Genomic DNA, 20,433 nt, shown 5'->3' on the forward strand with positions numbered 1-20,433 from the left:
ATTACAGCCGGGCAGCGCCGGGCTCTACCATTTCCACTCCACGCGCGCGGCGGATCAACCGCGTCACGGCATTGCGCAGGTCATCCAGCACCGCATAGATGGTCGGCAGGAACAGCAGGCTCACCACGGTCGAGAAGGCCAGGCCGCCGGCAATCGCGCGCGCCATCGGCGCGTACTCCGGGCCATTGCCGAACATCTGCGTGTTGGTCAGCGAGATCGGCACCATCGCCAGGATCGCCGTGCCCATCGTCATCATGATCGGGCGCAATCGCTCGCGTGAGCCCTCCACCAGCGCCTGCGTGCGTCCCATGCCGCCGCGCCGCAGGTTGTTGATGTGCTCGATCATCACGATGCCGTTGTTCACCACCACGCCCATCAGCACCAGGATGCCGATGAAGGACATGATCCCGAACGAGGTGCCGGTGATCCAGAACAGCCAGAACACACCGAAGATCGAGAACAGCACGCCGCTCATGATCGCCGCCGGGAACAGCAGCGACTCGAACACCGCCGCCATCACCACGTAGATCATCACCAGCGCGATCAGCAGGTTGAACACCATCTGCTGCATCGCTTCGTCGTCGTTGCCGTAGTCGCCGCCATCGAAGGTGAAGCCATAGCCGGCCGGGAAGTTCATCGGCTTGAGCACCGATTCCATCGCCTTGCGGCCATCGGGCGCGGTGACCTTCTCGGCCAGGTTGGCCTTGATGGTGAGCGTGGTCTGGCGGTTGGTACGACCGATCTGGGTCGCCGATGAACCGACGTCAACGGTGACCAGGCTCAGCAGTGGCACGCTGCGACCGTCGCCGGTGCGCACGCTGAAGCCGGCCAGGTCTTCCGGGCTGCTCTGCTCGGCGCCAGCGAAGCGCACCCATACCGGTACTTCATTGTCGCCGCGGCGGAACTCGCGCATCGGCGCACCGCGCAGGGCCAGGCCGACGAAGCTGGCGACCTGCTCGGCATTGAAGCCGAATGCGGCGGCACGCTCGCGGTCGACGCGCACCTTCAGCTCGCCGCCCTTCTCGCCGTTGTCGATGCGCACGTCGCGCAGCTCGGCACGCTGGGCCAGCAGCGGCACCACTTCCTGGCCGATCTCCTGCAGCATCGAACTGGAGTCGCCCACCAGCTGCACCTGCACGCCCTGGTTGCCGCCACCGCCGCCATCACCGCCCTGGTTGCCAACGAAGTAGTCGGTGCGGGCCGACTTCGGCAGGCCCTTGCGCAGCTCTTCCTGCAGCGCCTTGATGTCCTTGGCGTACTTCTCGTCCAGGGTGACCACGGTCGAGCTGCCTTCCTGCTCGCTGTACCAGGAGTACACCTGCTTGACGTGCAGGCGCTCGCGGTTGGCGTCGATCCAGTTCTCCACGCGCGCCACTTCCTCGGACATCTGCCGATAGGTGTAGGCGCCCTTCCACATGTAGCCGATGAAGATGTCCTTGCCGCCATCCCCTCCGAACATGTCGACCTTGGTCAGCTTCATCGGCACCAGGCTGACCAGCACCACCAGCACGATGCCGAGCAGGCTCCAGCCGCGATGGTGCAGCGACCAGTCCAGCAGCCTGGCGTAGCGGCGCTGCAGCCGCGCGATCAGGCCGGTCTGCGAGTGCACCAGCTTGGGCGTGGCCATGCGCGCGGACAGCATCGGGATCAGGCTGACCGCGACCAGCCACGAGGCCAGCAGCGAGACCGAGATGGTGATCGCGATCTGCGCCATGAAGATGCTGATGTTGTTGGTCTCGCCAAACAGGTTCGGCACGAACACGATGCAGTGGCACAAGGTGCCAGCGCTGAGCGCGATGGCCACGTTGCGGGTGCCGATGATCGAGGCCAGGCGCGGCTGTCCCGGCATGCGCTCGCGCTCCTGGTAGATGCTCTCCACCACCACCACGGCGTTGTCGACCAGCATGCCCACCGCCAACAGCAGGCCCATCATGGTCAGGATGTTCAGCGTCACCCCGACGAAGTACATGAAACCCAGGGTGATGGTGAAGCAGATCGGAATGGCCAGGGTCACCATCAGCGTGGACGGCCAATGGCGCAGGAAGAAGAACAGCACCGTGATCGACAGGATCAGGCCGACCGCACCGGCCTCGGCCAGTTCCAGCAGCGAGGAGGTCACCGCCTTGCCCTGGTTGTCGATCACCTTGATCTGCACGTCGCGCATCGACGCTTCGGCACGGATCGCTTCAACCTCGGCCAGCGCCGCGCGCGACACCTCCACCAGGTTGGCACTGCGCTCCTTGAAGATATCCAGCCCGACCGCCGGGTTGCCGTCCAGGCGGCGCCCGTAGTTCATCCGCGCCGGCTTCAGGCGCACGTCGGCGATGTCGCCCAGGCGCAGGCCCTTGGCGTTGATCACCAGGTCGCGCATTTCCTGCAGGTCGGTGATCTCGCCCACCGGCTGCACGCGCACGCGCTGGCCGTTGTCGTCGATCTGCCCGGCCGAGATCGAGAAGTTCAGCGTGCGCAGGCGGTCACTCAGTTCGTTGATGCTCAGCCCATGCGCGTTGAGCCGGTTCGGATCAATGGCGATCTCCACCTCGTTCGGCGGCGCGCCGGTGATGTCGACGCGGGCCACGCCGGGAATACGCTCGATGCGCCGCTTGAACTCGCGGTCGAGCATGTCGTAAGCGGTGGTCAGGTCGGTGGTGCTGGCCAGGCGCACCTTCAGCACCGGCTGGTCGCTGCTGGACCACTTGAACACGTTGTAGCGCTGCAGGTCGTCCGGCAGATCGCTGCGGATCGCGTCGATGCGTTCGCGTGCATCGGAGGCGGCGATGGCGATGTCGCGGTCCCAGTCGCTGAACTCGATGAAGATCAGCGCCGCCTCGGAGGTGGCCGACGAGCGCATGCGCTTGATGCCGGTCATCGTCGCCAGCGATTCCTCCACCGGGCGGATGATGGTCCGCTCCACTTCCTCCGGGGTTGAACCGGTGTACGGAATCTGCACGAACAGGAAGGGCGCGGAAATGTCCGGCAACGCTTCCAGCGGCAACCGGAACGAGGCGATCAGGCCGATCACCACCAGTGACACGAAGCACATGATGGTGGTGACCGGGCGGCGGATGGAGAACTCGGCAACACTCATGCCGGCTCCTCCGCACCCGCCGCGCTGCCTGCTGCGCCCGGCTCGATCTCGCCGGCGTGCTTGCGGCCACGCTCGCGGTAGTAGGCGTCACCACGGCGGTCCATCAGGTCGTAGACCACCGGGATCACCAGCAGGGTCAGCAGGGTCGACACCAGCAGGCCACCGATCACAGTGATCGCCATCGGCGCGCGTACTTCGGCGCCCTCGCCCATCGCCACCGCCAGCGGCAGGAAGCCGAACAGCGTGCACAGCGTGGTCATGATGATCGGCCGCAGGCGCGAACGTGCACCTTCCACCAGGGCCTCGTGCTTGGCCACGCCGGCCTCGCGCAGCTGGTTGACCTTGTCGATCAGGATGATCGCGTTCTTGGTGACCAGGCCGACCAGCAGGATCAGGCCGATGAACACCACCACCGAGATGGGCTTGCCGGTCAGCATCAGTGCCAGGATCGCGCCGACCAGCGCCAGCGGGATGGTGAACAGGATCACGAACGGATGCAGCAGCGATTCGAACTGCGAGGCCATCACCAGGTAGACCAGGAAGATCGCCAGGCCGAAGGCGAAGATCAGCGACTTCGCCGCCTGCGCCAGCTCCTCGCCCTGGCCACCGATGTGCAGGCCGACACCCGCGCCCAGCGGCTGTTCGGCCACCATCTGCTGCACTTCACGCATGGCAGCGCCCAGGTCGATGTCGCGCAGGTTGGCCGAGACCACCGCAACGCGGGTCTGGTCGGCGCGATGGATCTCGCTGGGGCCGGTGGTGGCAACCACGTCGGCCACCGCATCCAGCGTGACCGGCCGGGTGCTGCCCGGATTGACGATCAACCGGCGGATGCTCTCCACGCTGGCGCGGTCGCCTTCCTGGGCACGCACCAGCACGTCGATCTTGCGGTCGCGGAAGCTGTAGCGGGTGGCCACGTCGCCGCGCACCTTCTTCACCACCACGTCGGCGATCTGGCGGGTGGTCAGGCCCAGCGCACCGGCACGTTCCTGGTCGAAGCGTATCTGGATTTCCGGGAAGCCCTCTTCCACTGTGGACTTCACGTCGGCGTAGTGCGCATTGCCACGCAGCATCGCCGCCAGGCGCTGGCCAGCCACTTCCAACGTCGCCATGTCCTGCCCGCGCAGCTCGATTTCCAGCGGCGTGGAGAAGCTGAACAACGCCGGCCGCGCGAAGTCGACCTGTGCCCCCGGATGCTGGCCCATGCTGTCACGCAGGCGCTCGGTGATCTCGGCTTCAGTGCGTGCATTGCCACCGCCTTCCATCACCACGGTCAGCTTGCCGATGTTCTCGCCGCTCTCGGTCGGGCTGGCATCCAGGCGAGTGCCGCTGCCACTGACACCGTACAGCGAGGCCACGCCCTCGCCGTTGCCGTGGGCCAGCTGCAGCTCACGCACCAGCGCATCGGTCTGCTTGAGCGGTGTGCCGGCCGGCAGCTTCACCGTCATCTCGAAACGGTCCTGCGCCAGCTGCGGGATCAGGTCGGCACCGAGCATCGGCACCAGCGCCATGGTCGCCACGAAGATGATCGTGGCCACGCCGAGCACCTTGCCCGGATGGGCCAGCGCGCTCGGCAACAGGCGCAGATAGCCGCGCTCGGCACCGGCGTAGGGCTTCATTGCCAGGTCGCTGGCCTTGCGCATCACCGGGCCGACCACGGCCACGACGCCCCGCCACGCACGTACGACCAGCCAGGCCAGCGCATAGAAACTCCAGCGCGCGGTTGCGACGGCACCACGACGGCCCAGCGCCACCGGCTTCTGCCAGCGGTTCTGCGGCTGCCACGGTTCGTTCGGCGCCTCTTCCGGGAATGCCAGCGGCGGCCGGCCCTTCAGCGAGCTCAGCATCGGAATCAGCGTCATCGATACCAGCAGCGAGATCGCGATGGCGATCGCCACGGTCAATGCCTGGTCGCGGAACAGCTGGCCGGCGATGCCATCGACGAACACCAGCGGCAGGAACACCGCGATGGTGGTCAGGGTCGAGGCGACCACCGCCATGCTCACTTCGCGGGTACCGACGATCGCTGCCTGCAGGATGCCCAGGCCACGCTCGCGGGCCTTGGCAATGCTCTCCAGCACCACGATCGAGTCGTCCACCACCAGGCCGGTGGCCAATGCCAGGCCGCCCAGCGACATCACGTTCAAGCTGAGGCCGAGCTGGCCCATGAAGAAGAACGTGGCGATGATCGAGACCGGCAAGGACAGGCTGATCACGAACGTGCTCCAGCCATCACGCAGGAACAGGAAGATGATCAGGATCGCCAGCAGGCCACCGATCACCGCATCCTTCTTGACGTCGGCGATGGCGTGCTCGATGAAGCGCGACTGGTCCTCGATGGTGGTCATCTCGACGTCGGACGGGAACGTGCCCTTGATCTGCTCCAGGCGCTTGCGCAGCGCTTCGGCGGTGGACACGGTGTTGGCGTCGCCTTCCTTGTAGATGGCCAGTTCAACCGATTCCTTGCCGCCCAGGCGGATCACCGCTTCGCGTTCCTTGTAACCCTGGCGAACGGTGGCCACGTCCTTCAGGCGTACCGGCACGCCATTGGCGACCACGCTGGAGCCAGCACCGGACGATGCGCTCTGCGCCGCCGAGGCCGCTGCGATGGCCGCGGCCGAACCGGTCGACGCGGCGATGTTGAACATCTGCTGCAATGCCGAGTCGGCTGCACTTCCGTTCGAACCCTGGGTGGTGACCAGCAGGTTGCGGATCTCCTCCAGGTCGGCGAACTGGTTGACGGTGCGCACCAGGAAGCGCTGCGACCCCTCCTCCAGGCGACCGCCGGAGATGTTGATGTTCTCGTCCTTCAGGCGCTTGATGACGGTGTCGATCGGCAGGTTCAGCTGGGCCAGCTTCTGCTGGTCGATGTCGACCTGGATTTCATCTTCCAGACCGCCACCGACCTTGACCGCTGCCACGCCGGCAACCGGCTCCAGCTTCTTCTTCAGGTCTTCATCGGCATAGCGGCGCAGGCCGGTCAGCTCGCGGACCGCATCGGCATCGCTGGTCGGCGCCACCTTGTTCGACAGCACCAGGCGCATGATCGGCTCGGTGGACGGATTGAAGCGCAGCAGCACCGGGGCCTTGGCCTCCAGTGGCAGGTTCAGCGCTTCCATCTTGTCACGCACCTCCAGGCTGGCCTGGTCCATGTTGGTGCCCCAGGCGAACTCCAGCACCACGTCGCTCTGGCCGGTGCGCGAGACCGACTTCAGCTTGCGCAGGTTCTTGACCACGCCGACGGCCTCTTCGACCGGCTGGGTGATCAGGGTTTCGATTTCGGTCGGCGCCGAACCGGTGTACTCGGTGCGCACGGTCAGCGTCGGGTAGCTCAGGTCGGGCAACAGGTTGACCTTGAGGTTGCCCAGCGCGATCAGGCCGAACAGCAGCAGGGTGACCGTGCACATGGCGATGGTCACGCGGCGGCGGGTGGCGAATTCCACCAGGCCGCCGCGCATGCCGGCGGCGGCGCCATCGCTCGCCGGCGAGGCACCGTGGTCGTGGCCCGGGGCGGTCATTGCTTGCTCCCGGCCTTGTCTGCCGGCTTGGCGGCCGCTGCGACCGTCTTCGCCTTTGCCTTCGGATCGGCGATCACCTGCACCGCGGTACCGTCGCGCAGCGCGACCTTGCCGGCGGTGACCACCTGATCACCGGCCGCCAGGCCATCACGGATCTCCACCCACGGGCCCTCGGCGTAACCCAGCTTGACCGGAACGCGTGCGACCTTGCCTTCGCGCACCCGGAACACCGCCGGCTCACCGTCGTCGAGCAGCGCCAGGCGCGGCACCACGAGCGCATCGGCACGCTGGTCGTAATCGATGCGGATGCGCCCGAACATGCCGGGCTGCAGCGCGTGCGCGGCGCCATCGAAGGCGCTGACCACGCGAAACGTGCCGCTGCCCGAATCCACCACCGGCGCGATGCGATCAACGGTGCCGGTGAAGCTCTGGCCCGGCAGCGCATCGGCGGCCAACGTCACCGGCTGGCCGGCACGCAGCGTGGCCAGCTCGCGTTCGGGCACGTTGAGGGTGGCTTCCAGGCGCGAGTTGTCGACGATGCGGAAGATCGGCGTGTTGATCTGCACGAAGTTGCCGGTCTTGATCGAGCGCGATGCGATCACACCGGAAATCGGCGCCACGACGGTGGTGTAGGACAGCTCCAGCGTCGCCAGACGGTACTGCGCACGGACGTTTTCCAGATCAAAGCGCAGCTGGTCGACATCGGCAGCACTGACCATCTGCTGACCAACCAGTTTCTGTGCACGCTGGTAGTTGTTTTCCAGTTTGCGCATCTGCGCTTCGCTCTGGGCTACGGCCAAGCGTGCGCGGTCCGGGTCCAGGCGCACCAGCGGCTGGCCGGCGGTGACCCGCTGGCCTTCCTCGACCAGCACCGCCAGCGCCACACCGGAGGTCTTGGCCACCACCTGCGACTCGGCGCGCGGTTCCAGCGCGGCGGTGCCTGTGTAACTGGCCGCGACCGCGCGATGGCTGGCCACGGCCACTTCGACCGGGACCGCATCGACCTTCTTCTCCTCCTTGGTCTCGGCGGCCTTGGCTTCGGAATTGGGCCCTGCGGCGCAACCGCCCAGCAGCAGGGAGGTGGAGATCAGCAGTGCGGCAGCGCAGATTCCGCTGCGACGGCCGGACAGGAAGGTTGGGTGCGACATCGTCAGGTCCCTGGAGGATGCGTGGACAGGTGTGGTAGCAAAGTAATGCACCACTTCACGGCAACACCATATCCCAAAGGTCATGGTGTCTTCACGCCGCTGGTCGGCCCGACCCCATTTCAGCTAGATGAAACCTAGGGCTATACTCGGGGCGTTCCGTACCCCACGCCGGAACGACCAGACCCGAATCCCCGGAAACGACACCATGCGCCCGCAGCCGCTCGCCGCTTGTCTCGCTCTGGCCGTCCTCCTGCCCCTTGGGGCCGCCGCACAGCCCGCTCCTGCTCCTGCCACACCCGCTCCGGCCCCGGCTCCTGCCGCCGCGCCGGCGCCTGCCGCGCCCACCGGCAACTTCGACAATGGCCGCGTGCTGGCCTACACCTGCCAGGGGTGCCACGGCATCACCGGCTACAAGAACGCCTACCCCAGCTACCGGGTGCCGAAGATCGGCGGCCAGACCCAGCAGTACCTGGCCCAGGCCCTGACCGAGTACCGCCAGGGCAAGCGCCGGCATCCGACGATGCAGGCGCAGTCGATGAGTTTCAGCGAACAGGAGATCGCCGATCTCTCTGTTTACCTGTCCACCGTCAAGTAAGGCCCGCCCATGTCGAAAGCCGCGCATCCGCTGCGTCACGCCATCGCCCTGTCCGTTGCCCTGCTGCTGGCGGCCTGTTCACAGTCGCAGGTGGAAAACAGCGAGACATCCGCCGCCAACCCGGGCCATGCCAGTGGCGAACACGGCTCTTCTTCTTCGGCTGGCCTGCCTGCAGGTCGCGAGGCCGCCGGTGAAGCCCGCGCCAAGGTGAAGGGCAAGGCCACCAACCAGAGCTGCATCGACTGCCACGGGGCCGATGGCAATGCGCCGATCGATCCGACCTATCCGAAGCTGGGTGGGCAGTACGGTGACTACCTGGCGCATGCGCTGCAGGCCTACCGCGCCGGTGACCGCCAGCACATGTTGATGACGCCACAGGCGAAGGACCTGAGTGATCAGGACATCGCCGATCTGGCGGCGTATTTCGGCAGCCGGCCGAGCCAGCTGCGGGATCTGCACGGGGTCAAATGACCGCAGGCCCCCGGTGGGTGCGGATCGTTGATTGGTAGGTGCGGACCGTTGGTCCGTACAGAGGTGTAACCGGCTTCGGTGGGTGCGGACCTTGGTCCGCACTGATGCCACCATCCACGCATGGCGTGGATCTACTGATTCTCGACTCGATCAATCGGCGCACTGCTGGCGCCGACCGATACTCAGCCTTCCAGCTCTTCCCAGCGCGCGTAAGCGGCATCCAGCTCGGCCTGCACCTTGGCCAGCTGCTGGGTGTGCGCGGTCACTTCGGCGCTGCTGCGGGTGTAGAACGACGGGTCGTTCATCGCCGAGGTCAGGCCTTCGACATCGCCTTCCAGCTTCTCGATGGTCTTCGGCAGCTGCTCCAGTTCGCGCGCTTCCTTGTAGGCCAGCTTGCGCTTGGGTGCGGCCGGAGCTGCGGTAGCCGGGGTGGCCGGCTTGGCCGCCGGCTTGGCCGCAGGGGCCGCGGCAGGCGCTGCGATGCTGGCCGCATAACGCTGCCAGTCGCTGTAGCCCCCGACGTACTCGCCGATCACGCCGTCGCCTTCCATCACCAGCGTGGAGGTCACCACGTTGTCGATGAAGTCACGGTCGTGGCTGACCAGCAGCAGCGTACCGGTGTACTCGCCCAGCAGCTCTTCCAGCAGCTCCAGGGTTTCCACGTCCAGGTCGTTGGTCGGTTCGTCCATCACCAGCAGGTTGGACGGCTGCGCGAACAGCTTGGCCAGCAGCAGGCGGTTGCGCTCGCCACCGGACAGGCGGGTAATCGGCGCACGCGCACGTTCAGGGGTGAACATGAAGTCCTGCAGATAGGCATGCACATGCTTGCGCTTGCCGTTGAACTCGAGGAAATCGCGGCCTTCGGCGACGTTCTCGATCGCGCTCCAGTCTTCGCGCAGCACGGCGCGGTACTGGTCGAAATACGCGATCTGCAGGTTGGTGCCGGCGTTGACTTCGCCCTTGGCCGGCTGCAGTTCGCCCAGCAGCAGCTTGAGCAGCGTGGTTTTGCCGCTGCCGTTGGGACCGATCAGGCCGATGCGGTCGCCGCGCATGATGGTGGTGGTGAAATCGCGGACCATGGTGCGCTCGCCGAAGGCGAACGAAATGTCCTTGACGTCGATGACCTTCTTGCCGGAACTGACGCCCTGTGCGGCTTCCATCTTGACGTTGCCGCTGAGGTCGCGGCGCTGCGAACGCTCCACGCGCATCGCCTTCAGGCGGCGCACGCGGCCTTCGTCGCGGGTGCGACGGGCCTTGATGCCCTGCCGGATCCAGACTTCTTCCTGCGCCAGCAGCTTGTCGAAGCGGGCGTTCTCCTGCGCCTGCGCATTGAGGCGTTCCTCGCGGCGGCGCTCGTAGTTGGCCCAGTCGCCTGGCCAGCTGGTGACCTGGCCGCGGTCGATCTCGACGATGCGGGTGGCCAGGGCACGCAGGAAGCGACGGTCATGGGTGACGAACACCACGCTGCCGCTCCAGCCCTTCAGGAACGCTTCGAGCCAGTCGATGGCTTCGATGTCCAGGTGGTTGGTCGGTTCGTCCAGCAGCAGCACATCGGGGCTGGACACCAGCGCGCGGGCGAGCAGCACGCGGCGCTTCATGCCGCCGGACAGGCGGCCGAACTCGGCCTCGCCATCCAGGTCGAGCTTGGTCAGGGTTTCGCCGACGCGCTGGTCCAGGCCCCAGCCGTTGGCGGCATCGATCTTGGCCTGCACGTTGCCGAGGGCTTCGCCATCGAAGACTTCGGCATGGCTGAGGTGGTGGAATTCGGCCAGCCACTGGCCCAGCTCGCCAAGGCCGTCGGCGACGACGTCGAACACCGAGCCGGCCGCGCCGTGCGGCACTTCCTGCTCCAGGCGGGTGACGCGCACGCCCTGCTGCACGCGGACTTCGCCGTCATCGGGCTTGTGGTCGCCGGACAGCAGCTTGAGCAGGGTGGATTTGCCGGCGCCGTTGCGGCCGATCAGGGCGATGCGTTCGCCCGGCTCGATCGACAGTTCGGCCTTTTCCAGCAACAACGGGCCGCCGACGCTGAAGTCGACGTTCTGCAGAGTAATCAGAGGCATCCGGATATTGTACGGGTTGGGGGCGTCGGCCGGGTTGCACCCGGCACCCGCAGTAGTGCCGGCCGCTGGCCGGCAACTTCAACGGCAACGTCAAAAGCTGGTTTCCTGAGGGATGCCGGGGCGGCATTCTGCTCTGGTGGGTGTCGACCTTGGTCGACACGGTAGATCCACGCCATGCGTGGATGAGCGCTGCAAGGCCTGTCGATCTGTCGGGGTCGGATCCCGTTGCTGCGCAACGGGCTCTGACCCCTTCGTGGAATTCGTGCAGTGCAAGACCGATCCCTGCTACTCCACGTCCCCCAGCAACGCCTGCAACCCCGGCAGCCACTGCTTGCCGGGATGCCGTACCAGCCACAGCGTGCGCTGCAGGGCCGGCAGCGGCGTCTCGAGCACGCGCAGGCGGCCCAGGGCCAATGGCTCTTCCAGCGCGTGACGCGAAAGACAGGCCAGGCCGAGGCCGGCGATGGCGGCCTGCTTGATTGCTTCGGTATTGCCCAGCTGCAGGGTCTGGGCGAAGCCACGCAGGTGCGGCAGCAGCGCCTGTTCGACGGCTTCGCGGGTGCCGGAGCCGGGCTCGCGCAGCAGCCAGCGTGCGCCGCGCAGTTCGTCCAGCGACCAGCGGGCGGGGGCATCGGCGGCAGCCACGATCACCAGCGGGTCCTGCTGCCAGGCGGTCACCTGCAGGCCGCGCTCGTGGCACGGGCCTTCGATCAGGCCAGCGTCGACGTCCAGGCGCTGCACGGCGGCGACCACGCCGGCACTGTTGTCGATGCGTAGATCAACCTCAGCCTGTGGCGCTTGGCGCAGCAGTTCGGCGATGCGTGGCGGCAGCAGGTAATTGCCGATGGTGGTACTGGCGGCCAGCACCAGCCGCAGCGGTGCCCCCTGCGACGGGTCGCCGCCGGCGGCCAGCTGACGCTCCAGGTCGGCGGCGTTGACCAGCAAGGTGCGCGCCGGCTCCAGCAGTGCGCGGCCATGCCCGTTCAGCGCCAGACGGCGGCCGATGCGGTCGAACAGCGGGGTGCCGAAGTGCGCCTCCAGTTCCTGCAGGGCGGCGCTGCTGGCCGACTGCGAGAGCGCAATGGCCTGGCCGGCAGCGGTGGTGCTGCCATGGTCGGCGATGGCGACGAAAACCTGCAGCTGGCGCAAGGTCAGGCGCATGGCACTTACCTTCTTGATGGGTAGGTTTCACCCATATTATTCGTTTTACAGGTCATCGTTCCGGGCGCACGCTTGCCCCATCACTCCAGCCCTGCCCCTGCCATGAACGCCCCCGCTCTCTCCCCCTGGTCTCTGCCCGCCCTGCGCCAGCGCTGGCAGCCGCGTCTGCCCGGCCTCGTGCTGGTAGGCCTGATCGCGGCGGCGTCGCTGTATCTGGCCGAGCTTCCGTGGCTCCAGGCGCACGGCTTGAGCGCGCTGACCGTGGCGATCGTCGCCGGCATCGTGGTCGGCAACACCTTCTACCCGCGGCTGGCACCGGGCAGCGCGGCCGGTGTCGCCTTTTCCAAGCACTGGCTGCTGCGCGCCGGCATCGTGCTGTACGGGCTGCGCCTGACCTTCCAGGACATCGGCCATGTCGGCGTCACTGGCGTGCTGATGGACGTGCTGGTGGTTGCCAGCACCTTCGGCCTGGCCTGCTGGCTGGGCGTGCGCGTGTTCAAGATGGAGCGCGAGGCAGCCATGCTGATCGGCGCGGGCAGCGCGATCTGCGGTGCGGCAGCGGTGATGGCCGCCGAGCCGGTGGTGCGTGGCCGCGCTGCGCATGTCACCGTCGCGGTCTCGACGGTGGTGGTGTTCGGCACGCTGGCGATGTTCCTGTACCCGGCGCTGTATGCACTGGTGCAGTCGCACGGCTGGCTGGCAATGGACGCGCGGCAGTACGGCCTGTTCACCGGTGCGACGGTGCACGAAGTGGCACAGGTGGTGGCGGCCGGCCGTGCGGTCAACGAAGCGGCAGCTGACACGGCGGTGATCACCAAGATGGTGCGGGTGATGCTGCTGGCGCCGTTCCTGATCGCGCTGTCACTGTGGCTGGCCCGTGGCGGCAAGGCCAGCGCCGATGGCAGCAAGGCGCGCATCGTGGTGCCGTGGTTCGCGTTCGGATTCGTGGCCGTGGCCGGTTTCAACTCGCTGCATCTGCTGCCGGCCGGCCTGCAGGCCGGGCTGGTGCAGCTGGACACGGTGCTGTTGGCGATGGCGATGGCCGCGCTGGGCCTGACTACCCACGTCTCGGCGCTGCGCCAGGCAGGCCTGAAGCCGCTGCTGCTGGCGCTGATCCTGTTCGCTTGGCTGCTGTTCGGCGGCCTGGCAATCCACCAGGGTGTGCTGGCGGTGCTGGGCTGATCAGGCGCGTGCCGACCAGGGTCGGCACCTGCCAGTAGATCCACGCCATGCGTGGATGCCCCCCGGTGTATTCACCCAGTGCGTGGATGACGACTCCGATGGGGTCAGAGCCCTTTCCTGCGGAAAGGGATCCGTCCCCACCCCATTAGGCGGGACCGGCCGTGCAGGCAGGTACAATGCGCCATGACTGACTTCTCGACCCTGCCGCTGAGCCCGGCCCTGCAGCCCGGCCTGGATGCCCTCGGCTATACCACCCTCACCCCCGTGCAGGCGCAGAGCCTGCCGGCCATCCTGGATGGCCGCGATGTAATCGCACAGGCACCCACCGGCAGCGGCAAGACCGCCGCCTTCGGCCTGGGCCTGCTGCAGTCCATCGACCCCAGCCTGATCCGCGTGCAGGCGCTGGTGCTGTGCCCGACCCGCGAACTGGCCGACCAGGTCGGCAAGCAGATCCGCAAGCTGGCCACCGGCATCCCCAACCTGAAGCTGTTGCTGCTGGTCGGCGGCGTGCCGCTGGGTCCGCAGCTGGCCTCGCTGGAAGGCCATGACCCGCACGTGGTGGTCGGCACGCCCGGCCGCGTGCAGGAGCTGGCACGCAAGCGCGCGCTGAATCTTGGCGCGGTGCGCACGCTGGTGCTGGACGAGGCCGACCGCATGCTCGACATGGGCTTCGAGGAGCCGATCCGCGAGATCGCCGGCCGCACCCACAAGGACCGCCAGAGCCTGCTGTTCTCGGCCACCTTCCCCGACAGCATCCGCGCCATGGCGCGTGACCTGCTGCGCGATGCGGTGGAAGTGACCGTGGAAGGCGCCGACCAGGCACCGGCCATCCGCCACCTGTTCTGCGAGGTGGAACCGGCGCATCGCCAGAAGGCGCTGGCCGGCCTGCTGCTGAAGTACACCCCGGAATCGGCGGTGGTGTTCTGCAACACCCGCAAGGACGTGGACGAAGTTGCCAACTCGCTGCAGCAGTTCGGCTTCTCCGCACTGGCCCTGCATGGCGACATGGAACAGCGCGACCGCGAGGAAGTGCTGTTGCTGCTGGCCAACCGCAGCTGCAACGTGCTGGTGGCCAGCGACGTGGCCGCACGTGGCCTGGACGTGGAAGAGCTGGCGGCGGTGATCAACTACGAGCTGCCGACCGACGTGGAAAGCTACCAGCACCGCGTCGGCCGTACCGGCCGTGCCGGTGCCAGTGGCCTGGCGATCAGCCTGGTGGCCGGCCGCGAGAAGACCCGCGCCGAAGCCATCGAAGCGCAGATGGGGCAGCCGCTGGACTGGCAGAAGACGCCGCTGGCAACCTCGCGCCCGGCCGAACTGCCGCAGGCCGCGATGCGCACGCTGCGGATCGACGGTGGCAAGACCGACAAGCTGCGCCCAGGCGACATCCTCGGTGCGCTGACCGGTGATGCCGGCCTGTCGAGCAAGTTCATCGGCAAGATCGCGATCTTCCCGACCCGCTCCTACGTGGCGATCGCCCGTGAGCAGGCCAACAAGGCCGTGGCCAAGCTGGAAGCCGGCAAGATCAAGGGCCGTCGTTTCCGCGTGCGGATGATGTGATTGAAGCAGCGTTGCCAACCAAGGTTGGCAACTACCGGTTCCCGGCCATTCGCTCTGGTAGATGCCAACCTTGGTTGGCACCTGCCCTTCGATCAGAACACCAGTTCGGTGTGCAGTGGCAGATCCGATTCCCAGCGGGCGCGACCACCCAGGCCGTCCAGTTCGACCAGTACGCCGGCACCGACCACGTCAACGCCCAGGCGGCGCACCAGCGACAGCGCAGCGACCAGCGTGCCGCCAGTAGCCAGCACGTCGTCGATGATCGCCACGCGGGCCCCGGCCGGCAGCGCGTCGGCGTGCACTTCGATGCAGTCACTGCGGTATTCCAGCGTGTATTCCTCGCGCAGCACCTGGCCCGGCAGCTTGCCCGGCTTGCGCACCGGCACGAAGCCCACGCCCAGTTCCAGCGCCATCGCGGCGCCGAGGATGAAGCCACGCGATTCGATACCGATCACCGCGTCCAGCTTCTGGTCGCGCCAACGGTCGGCCATCGCGGTGATGGCACCGCGGAAGTCCTCGCCATGGGCGAGCAGCGGCATGATGTCCTTGAAGAGGATGCCGGGCTTGGGGAAGTCGGCGATGTCGCGCAGGCGGGAGGCCCACTGCGGAGCGACGATGGCGTCGGTCATGTCACATTGGCTATCTGATGGCGGCATAGGGTACCTGTTCCGGGCGCCCCCTGCCTGTTGGGGGGTGTTCGGCCGGGCTGCGCCCGGCACCTGCAGAGGCCACCGCGCAAGCAAAAGCGAAAGCAAAAGCCGCATTCCGAGGGATGGCGGGGTGGGTCCGGTTGCGGGGGGCGCTGCAAGTACGTCCATGTAAGCTCGGTCGCCGCATCCATGCGGCTCACGCCCCCGCAACCGGACCCACCCCGCCTTCGACAGATTTCTGCGATCTGTCGTAGATCCACGCCATGCGTGGATGAATCTCTATCGAAATCGAATATTTCGAGAATTGAACGAAGAGCATCCACGCATGGCGTGGATCTACCGTGTCGACCAAGGTCGACACCCACCAACAGCCGTAGACATCTGTCAGAGGTGGGGCGGTGTCGGAGTGCGGGGTGTCAGCCGCATGGATGCGGCTGCCAAGCCTACAGGGACGTACTTGCGGCGTCCCCGCACTCCGACACCGCCCCGCCAAACCACGGAATCCGCTTTTGCTCTGGTTTTTGATCTGGCCTCTGCAGGTGCAGGGCGCACCCCTGCCGAAACCCAGCCTCAGGAACTGCAGGACAGCATAGAGCAGCCAGCGCGGTTGTCTGCCCACGCCGGGCGCTTGCCGGCGAAGTGTTCCAGCCCCGCACGCTCGGTGTATGGATCGCGCAGCACGTCCTGCAGTGCGTGAACACCGCCGAGGTCACCCTGCTCTGCGCGGTCGATCGCCTCCTGGGCCAGCCAGTTTCGCAGCACATACAGCGGATTGGTTTTGGCCATCTTCGCCGCGCGCTCACTGGCCGAAAGTGGATCGGCCTGCAACCGCGCCGCGTAGTCCTGCAGCCACTGCTGCAACGGCGCCTGCACCGCCTGCTGGCGCGACTCGTCGTAGTACACCGCATCCAGCACGCCCACGTCTGGCGCCGCTGGATCAACCCGCATCAGCGCACGCCAGGCCAGGGTCATATCCATGCCGCCGTCCTGCATCAGCTGCTGCCAGCGCCGGTAGAGCCCCAGGTCGTCATCGTCGGCGGCAGCCAGGCCCAGCTTGGCTGCGGCATCGCGTCGGGTGCAGGCCACGAAGGTGGACTGGTAGGCCGCCAGACCGGCCTGCAGCGGCGCCACATCGGCAAACAACGGCGACAGCGCCTGCGCCAACCGGCTCAGGTTCCAGTACGCCACCTGCGGCTGGGTACCGAAACGATAACGGCGGCCCTGCGCGTCGGTGGTGTTCGGCGTCCAGTCCGGGTCGAAGTCCTCGACCCAGCCGTAAGGACCGTAATCGAGCGTGAGGCCGAGCACGGACAGGTTGTCGGTGTTCATCACGCCATGCACGAAACCGACGCGCATCCAGTGCGCAATCATCTCGGCAGTGCGCACCGCGATCTGCGCGAACCAGTCGCCGTACAGCGCCTCACCCTGCCCTTCGAGCTCCGGAAAGTCGCGGGCGATGCACGCGTCGACCAGCTGCCGCAACAAGGCAGTTTCGCCGCGTGACGCTGGCAGTTCGAATGAACCAAAGCGCAGGAACGAGGGCGATACCCGGCACACGATGGCGCCGGGCTCGGCACGCGGGTGGCCGTCGTAGAACATGTCGCGTACCACGTCTTCGCCGGTGCCGACCAGCGACAGCGCGCGCGTGGTCGGTACGCCCAGGTGATGCATCGCTTCGCTGCACAGGAATTCACGGATGGATGAGCGCAGCACTGCGCGGCCATCAGCACCCCGCGAATACGGCGTGGGACCGGCACCCTTCAGCTGCAGTTCCCAATGACGGCCATCCGGTGCGACCAGTTCGCCCAGCGAGATCGCGCGGCCGTCGCCGAGCTGGCCCGCCCAGTGGCCGAACTGATGGCCACCGTAATTGGCCGCCCACGGCTGCATGCCGGCGTACAGCGCATTGCCGCCGAACACCTGCGCGAAGCCTTCGCTTTCGACTTCAGCGGTATCGAAGCCAAGCATCGCGGCGACGTCCGGCGCCCAGGCCAGCAGCGTGGGCGCCGCCACTGGAGTCGGCATCACCGGCGACCAGGCCGCGCCCAGCACTTCGCGGCGGCGCGGGCCGGATTCGGGGTCGCCCGGCAGGGCATGCAGCAGTCGGTTGTCGAAACGGGGGCTGTCGGTATCCATGGGATTGGAGATGGGGGCGACCGCCGCCCGCCTCAATTGCCGCTGAGCGCCTGCAGATGCCCGCCGTGGGCTTCGGCGCGCTGATAGGCCGGCCGCTCGCTGATGCGCTTGAGAAAGCCACGCAGCGCCGGCTTGTCGTCGAGGCCACCACCCCGTGCGACCGCAGCCTGGATCGGGAAGCTCATCTGGATGTCGGCTGCGCTGAACCGCTCACCCGCGAACCACGGGCTTTCGGACAGGCGGCGCTCCATCCAGTCCAGGTGCAGTCGTCGCTGCGGGCCGATGAAGCCACGCTCGGCCTTGTCGGCAATGCTGCGCGCGATCGGACGGGCAAAGAACGGCATCGGCGCGTTGCGGATGCGGCCCATCACCAGGGTCAGCAGCAGCGGCGGCATCGCCGAGCCTTCGGCGTAGTGCAGCCAATAGCGGTAGGCAATGCGCTCGGCGCCATCGGCCGGCATCGGTGACGGCGACAGCTGGCGTTGGGTGTCGTAGCGGTCTGCGAGGTAGTCGAGGATCGCGCCGGACTCGGCCAGTACCAGCTCGCCATCCTGCAGCACCGGCGACTTGCCCAGCGGATGCACGTTGCGCAGTTCGGGCGGTGCCAGCAGCGTCTTCGGATCGCGGGGATAACGGCGCAGTTCGTAGTCCAGCCCCAACTCCTCCAGCATCCACAGCACACGCAGGGAACGGGAGTTTTCCAGGTGGTGGACGATGCGCATGGGGATGATCCTTGGGGAGGCCTGCATCGTACCGCGCCAGCTGCATGCCCTTTGTAGAGTCGAGCGTGCTCGACTGCTTTCCAGAGACAGTCGAGCACGCTCGACTCTACAAAGCGGCAGGCAATAAAAAACGCCGGAAGCTTTCGCTTCCGGCGTTCTGGCTACCAAACGGTAGCAGACGGATTAGACCGCCTGCACCTGGTCAGCCTGCATACCCTTCTGGCCCTGGACGGCGATGAAGGTAACCTTCTGGCCTTCCTGCAGGGTCTTGAAGCCGGTGCCCTGGATGGCACGGAAGTGCACAAACAGGTCCGGGCCGCTTTCCGGGGTGATGAAGCCGAAGCCCTTGGCGTCGTTGAACCACTTGACGGTGCCGGTCTGACGATCAGACATTTGACTAACTCCTGAAACACATGTTGAAAAAATCGCAGCCACCGGGTATCGGGGCCGAGACTGAGTTGCAGGCGTTGGTAAAGCGGATCGATGAGCGGATCGTGAGATCAACTGCACCAGGCCACGATTCACGGTGACCCTAGCAAACACAGTGGGACGAACGATACGCGTGTTTTCTGCAAAAAGCGATAGCCCGGACGTTCATCGGCTGGCCCCGCCCGCTAGACGTGACAAGGGCTGGCAGCCGATCGAGGCTAACCCCGAGTCCCCATTCAGGATTTTCCTACCCTACACTGGGTAAATGACTGAAGCTGAAACCCAAGCTGAACCCGCCCTCCCCCGCATCTGGGTGGACGCGGACGCCTGCCCCACCGTCATTCGCGACATCCTGTTCCGTGCCGCTGAACGCGTTGGCATCGAGCTGACCCTAGTTGCCAACCAGTGGATCCGGACCCCGCCCTCACGCTGGCTGCGTTCGATCCAGGTGCCCCAGGGCCTGGACGTGGCCGACAGCGCCATCGTCGAACGGGTCGCTGCCGGAGACCTGGTCGTCACCCAGGACATCCCGCTGGCCGCGCTGGTGCTGGAGAAGAAGGCCGTGGCGCTGAACCCGCGCGGCCAGCTGTACACGCCGAACAACATGGCCGAGCGGCTGTCGATGCGCAATTTCATGGAAGAACTGCGCGGCGCCGGGGTCCAGACCGGCGGCCCGCCGCCGCTGGGCCAGCGCGACCGGCAGCTGTTCGCCGCCGAGCTGGACCGCTGGCTGGCGCGGCGCCCGGCCCGCTGACCCGCGCTAGCCGCCCCGCCCCCTTCGGCGCAGGCGGCGCTGGCTGCTGAACCGCCGCGGTTCCCCGGTCAACGGGTCATCGAAGGCCAGCCCCTGCGCCAGCAGCTGCAGGGGCGACTCGAACGTGTCATCCCGGCGCGGCCTCAGCTGCGGGTAAAGGTCGTCGCCCTCGATCGGTGCGCCCAGCGCGGCCATGTGCACGCGCAGCTGGTGCTTGCGACCGGTTTCCGGCTTCAGCCGGTAGCGCCAGATCGGCCCTTCGGCCTCGATCGGCTCGATCAGGCTGCGCGCATTGGGCTCGCCCGGCACTTCGGCCATGCGGAAGAACGGCTCCCCCGGCACCAGACGGCTGTCCCGCTGCAACGGAAACGCCAGCCCGGGCAGCGCCGGTGCCAGCGCCTCATAGGTCTTCTCGATGCGCCGCTCGCGGAACAGCCGCTGATAGGCATCACGCGTGGCCGCCTGGGTCGAGAACAGCACCAGGCCGGCGGTCAGCCGGTCCAGGCGGTGCAACGGCGCCAGTTCGGTGTTGCCGGTGCGTGCGACCAGGCGCGACAGCAGGGTTTCGCGCACATACCCACCGGCCGGCGTTACCGGAAGGAAGTGCGGCTTGTCGGCCACCAGCAGGTGCGCATCCAGATGCAGGATGGTCTCGGCGAAGGGAATCACCGGCTCGTCGGCAACCTCGCGGAAGTACCGGATTTCTAGCCCCACCTGCCAGGGCATGTCCGGCGCCAGTGCCCTGCCCTGCGCATCCTGCACACGGCCTCGGGCGAAGCGGTCCTGCCATTGCGCGCGACCGATGCGCGGGAAACGCGCGCACAGGCCGTCGAGCAGGCTGGGCCAGTGGCCGGGGGGCAGCTGCAGGTGGCTGGGCAGGGTCATGGCGTCCATTCCGGCCATGGGAAAGAGCGCCAAGAGTGCCACCGTTGACACTGCGCAGACAGCCCGGCAAC

General features: G+C 67.0%; 14 protein-coding genes and 1 pseudogene. 5 read left to right on the forward strand and 10 right to left on the reverse strand.

Annotated elements, in window-relative coordinates; all coding sequences use genetic code 11:
- Position 1: 1 nt before the first annotated feature.
- From JLDANKMP_RS15500 to JLDANKMP_RS15510, 3 genes and pseudogenes are all read right to left on the reverse strand, one after another.
- On the reverse strand, positions 2 to 3,088 hold the full coding sequence (locus JLDANKMP_RS15500) for an efflux RND transporter permease subunit (RefSeq protein ID WP_005409277.1): 3,087 nt from the start codon (positions 3,086 to 3,088) through the stop codon (positions 2 to 4).
- Positions 3,085 to 6,540: pseudogene (locus JLDANKMP_RS15505) on the reverse strand (efflux RND transporter permease subunit); the annotation flags it as partial. The gene JLDANKMP_RS15500 and the pseudogene JLDANKMP_RS15505, both read right to left, overlap by 4 nt.
- A 62-nt stretch (positions 6,541 to 6,602) precedes the next feature.
- On the reverse strand, positions 6,603 to 7,754 hold the full coding sequence (locus JLDANKMP_RS15510; protein WP_021204157.1) for a MexH family multidrug efflux RND transporter periplasmic adaptor subunit: 1,152 nt from the start codon (positions 7,752 to 7,754) through the stop codon (positions 6,603 to 6,605).
- Positions 7,755 to 7,959: 205 nt separating this feature from the next.
- Between JLDANKMP_RS15510 and JLDANKMP_RS15515 the strand changes: the two genes are divergently transcribed.
- A complete protein-coding gene (locus JLDANKMP_RS15515) occupies positions 7,960 to 8,349 on the forward strand; it encodes a c-type cytochrome (RefSeq protein WP_005413034.1) in 390 nt (129 codons plus the stop codon).
- A gap of 9 nt (positions 8,350 to 8,358) precedes the next feature.
- The gene (locus tag JLDANKMP_RS15520; RefSeq protein ID WP_212561583.1) at positions 8,359 to 8,820 is read left to right on the forward strand and encodes a cytochrome c; all 462 of its coding nucleotides are present in this window, start codon (positions 8,359 to 8,361) and stop codon (positions 8,818 to 8,820) included.
- A gap of 182 nt (positions 8,821 to 9,002) precedes the next feature.
- Here JLDANKMP_RS15520 and JLDANKMP_RS15525 read toward each other — a convergent pair whose 3' ends face one another.
- Positions 9,003 to 10,883 (reverse strand): ATP-binding cassette domain-containing protein, encoded by a 1,881-nt coding sequence (locus JLDANKMP_RS15525; RefSeq protein ID WP_212561584.1) that lies wholly within the window; start codon positions 10,881 to 10,883, stop codon positions 9,003 to 9,005.
- Positions 10,884 to 11,168: 285 nt separating this feature from the next.
- Positions 11,169 to 12,044 carry a LysR family transcriptional regulator gene (locus tag JLDANKMP_RS15530; protein WP_212561585.1) on the reverse strand — a complete coding sequence of 292 codons (876 nt, stop codon included), beginning with the start codon at positions 12,042 to 12,044 and terminating at the stop codon, positions 11,169 to 11,171.
- A gap of 102 nt (positions 12,045 to 12,146) precedes the next feature.
- Here JLDANKMP_RS15530 and JLDANKMP_RS15535 point away from each other — a divergent pair, with 102 nt between their 5' ends.
- Both JLDANKMP_RS15535 and dbpA read left to right on the forward strand, forming a co-directional pair.
- Positions 12,147 to 13,226 carry a YeiH family protein gene (locus JLDANKMP_RS15535; protein WP_212561586.1) on the forward strand — a complete coding sequence of 360 codons (1,080 nt, stop codon included), beginning with the start codon at positions 12,147 to 12,149 and terminating at the stop codon, positions 13,224 to 13,226.
- A 183-nt stretch (positions 13,227 to 13,409) separates the two neighbouring features.
- Positions 13,410 to 14,786 (forward strand): ATP-dependent RNA helicase DbpA, encoded by a 1,377-nt coding sequence (gene dbpA / locus JLDANKMP_RS15540; protein WP_005413029.1) that lies wholly within the window; start codon positions 13,410 to 13,412, stop codon positions 14,784 to 14,786.
- A gap of 92 nt (positions 14,787 to 14,878) precedes the next feature.
- On the opposite strand, the gene JLDANKMP_RS15545 is transcribed toward dbpA, so the two are convergent.
- The 4 genes from JLDANKMP_RS15545 to JLDANKMP_RS15560 form a co-directional block, all read right to left on the reverse strand.
- Positions 14,879 to 15,415: an adenine phosphoribosyltransferase gene (locus JLDANKMP_RS15545; RefSeq protein ID WP_087803547.1), complete on the reverse strand. Its 537-nt coding sequence runs from the start codon at positions 15,413 to 15,415 to the stop codon at positions 14,879 to 14,881.
- A gap of 591 nt (positions 15,416 to 16,006) precedes the next feature.
- The gene (locus JLDANKMP_RS15550) at positions 16,007 to 17,572 is read right to left on the reverse strand and encodes a YdiU family protein (RefSeq protein ID WP_212561587.1); all 1,566 of its coding nucleotides are present in this window, start codon (positions 17,570 to 17,572) and stop codon (positions 16,007 to 16,009) included.
- A 32-nt stretch (positions 17,573 to 17,604) separates the two neighbouring features.
- Positions 17,605 to 18,294 (reverse strand): glutathione S-transferase, encoded by a 690-nt coding sequence (locus tag JLDANKMP_RS15555; RefSeq protein WP_212561588.1) that lies wholly within the window; start codon positions 18,292 to 18,294, stop codon positions 17,605 to 17,607.
- 183 nt (positions 18,295 to 18,477) lie between these two features.
- Complete coding sequence (locus JLDANKMP_RS15560; RefSeq protein ID WP_004153307.1) at positions 18,478 to 18,687, reverse strand: cold-shock protein; 210 nt, start codon at positions 18,685 to 18,687, stop codon at positions 18,478 to 18,480.
- Positions 18,688 to 18,988: 301 nt separating this feature from the next.
- On the opposite strand from JLDANKMP_RS15560, the gene JLDANKMP_RS15565 reads away from it, so the two are divergent.
- The gene (locus JLDANKMP_RS15565) at positions 18,989 to 19,477 is read left to right on the forward strand and encodes a YaiI/YqxD family protein (RefSeq protein WP_024958678.1); all 489 of its coding nucleotides are present in this window, start codon (positions 18,989 to 18,991) and stop codon (positions 19,475 to 19,477) included.
- A gap of 6 nt (positions 19,478 to 19,483) precedes the next feature.
- Here the strand turns inward: JLDANKMP_RS15565 and JLDANKMP_RS15570 are convergent, their stop codons facing one another.
- Positions 19,484 to 20,362 carry a pseudouridine synthase gene (locus JLDANKMP_RS15570; protein ID WP_212561589.1) on the reverse strand — a complete coding sequence of 293 codons (879 nt, stop codon included), beginning with the start codon at positions 20,360 to 20,362 and terminating at the stop codon, positions 19,484 to 19,486.
- Positions 20,363 to 20,433 lie beyond the last annotated feature (71 nt).

It is taken from the genome of Stenotrophomonas sp. PE591 (assembly GCF_018320795.1).
Taxonomy (GTDB): Bacteria; Pseudomonadota; Gammaproteobacteria; order Xanthomonadales; family Xanthomonadaceae; genus Stenotrophomonas; species Stenotrophomonas maltophilia.

Excerpts from the sequence above, each read along its gene's own strand:
- JLDANKMP_RS15500 (WP_005409277.1), bottom strand. The coding sequence starts at position 3,088 with ATGAGTGTTGCCGAGTTCTCCATCCGCCGCCCGGTCACCACCATCATG.
- JLDANKMP_RS15510 (WP_021204157.1), bottom strand. The coding sequence starts at position 7,754 with ATGTCGCACCCAACCTTCCTGTCCGGCCGTCGCAGCGGAATCTGCGCT.
- JLDANKMP_RS15515 (WP_005413034.1), top strand. The coding sequence starts at position 7,960 with ATGCGCCCGCAGCCGCTCGCCGCTTGTCTCGCTCTGGCCGTCCTCCTG.
- JLDANKMP_RS15520 (WP_212561583.1), top strand. The coding sequence starts at position 8,359 with ATGTCGAAAGCCGCGCATCCGCTGCGTCACGCCATCGCCCTGTCCGTT.
- JLDANKMP_RS15525 (WP_212561584.1), bottom strand. The coding sequence starts at position 10,883 with ATGCCTCTGATTACTCTGCAGAACGTCGACTTCAGCGTCGGCGGCCCG.
- JLDANKMP_RS15530 (WP_212561585.1), bottom strand. The coding sequence starts at position 12,044 with ATGCGCCTGACCTTGCGCCAGCTGCAGGTTTTCGTCGCCATCGCCGAC.
- JLDANKMP_RS15535 (WP_212561586.1), top strand. The coding sequence starts at position 12,147 with ATGAACGCCCCCGCTCTCTCCCCCTGGTCTCTGCCCGCCCTGCGCCAG.
- dbpA (WP_005413029.1), top strand. The coding sequence starts at position 13,410 with ATGACTGACTTCTCGACCCTGCCGCTGAGCCCGGCCCTGCAGCCCGGC.
- JLDANKMP_RS15545 (WP_087803547.1), bottom strand. The coding sequence starts at position 15,415 with ATGACCGACGCCATCGTCGCTCCGCAGTGGGCCTCCCGCCTGCGCGAC.
- JLDANKMP_RS15550 (WP_212561587.1), bottom strand. The coding sequence starts at position 17,572 with ATGGATACCGACAGCCCCCGTTTCGACAACCGACTGCTGCATGCCCTG.
- JLDANKMP_RS15555 (WP_212561588.1), bottom strand. The coding sequence starts at position 18,294 with ATGCGCATCGTCCACCACCTGGAAAACTCCCGTTCCCTGCGTGTGCTG.
- JLDANKMP_RS15560 (WP_004153307.1), bottom strand. The coding sequence starts at position 18,687 with ATGTCTGATCGTCAGACCGGCACCGTCAAGTGGTTCAACGACGCCAAG.
- JLDANKMP_RS15565 (WP_024958678.1), top strand. The coding sequence starts at position 18,989 with ATGACTGAAGCTGAAACCCAAGCTGAACCCGCCCTCCCCCGCATCTGG.
- JLDANKMP_RS15570 (WP_212561589.1), bottom strand. The coding sequence starts at position 20,362 with ATGACCCTGCCCAGCCACCTGCAGCTGCCCCCCGGCCACTGGCCCAGC.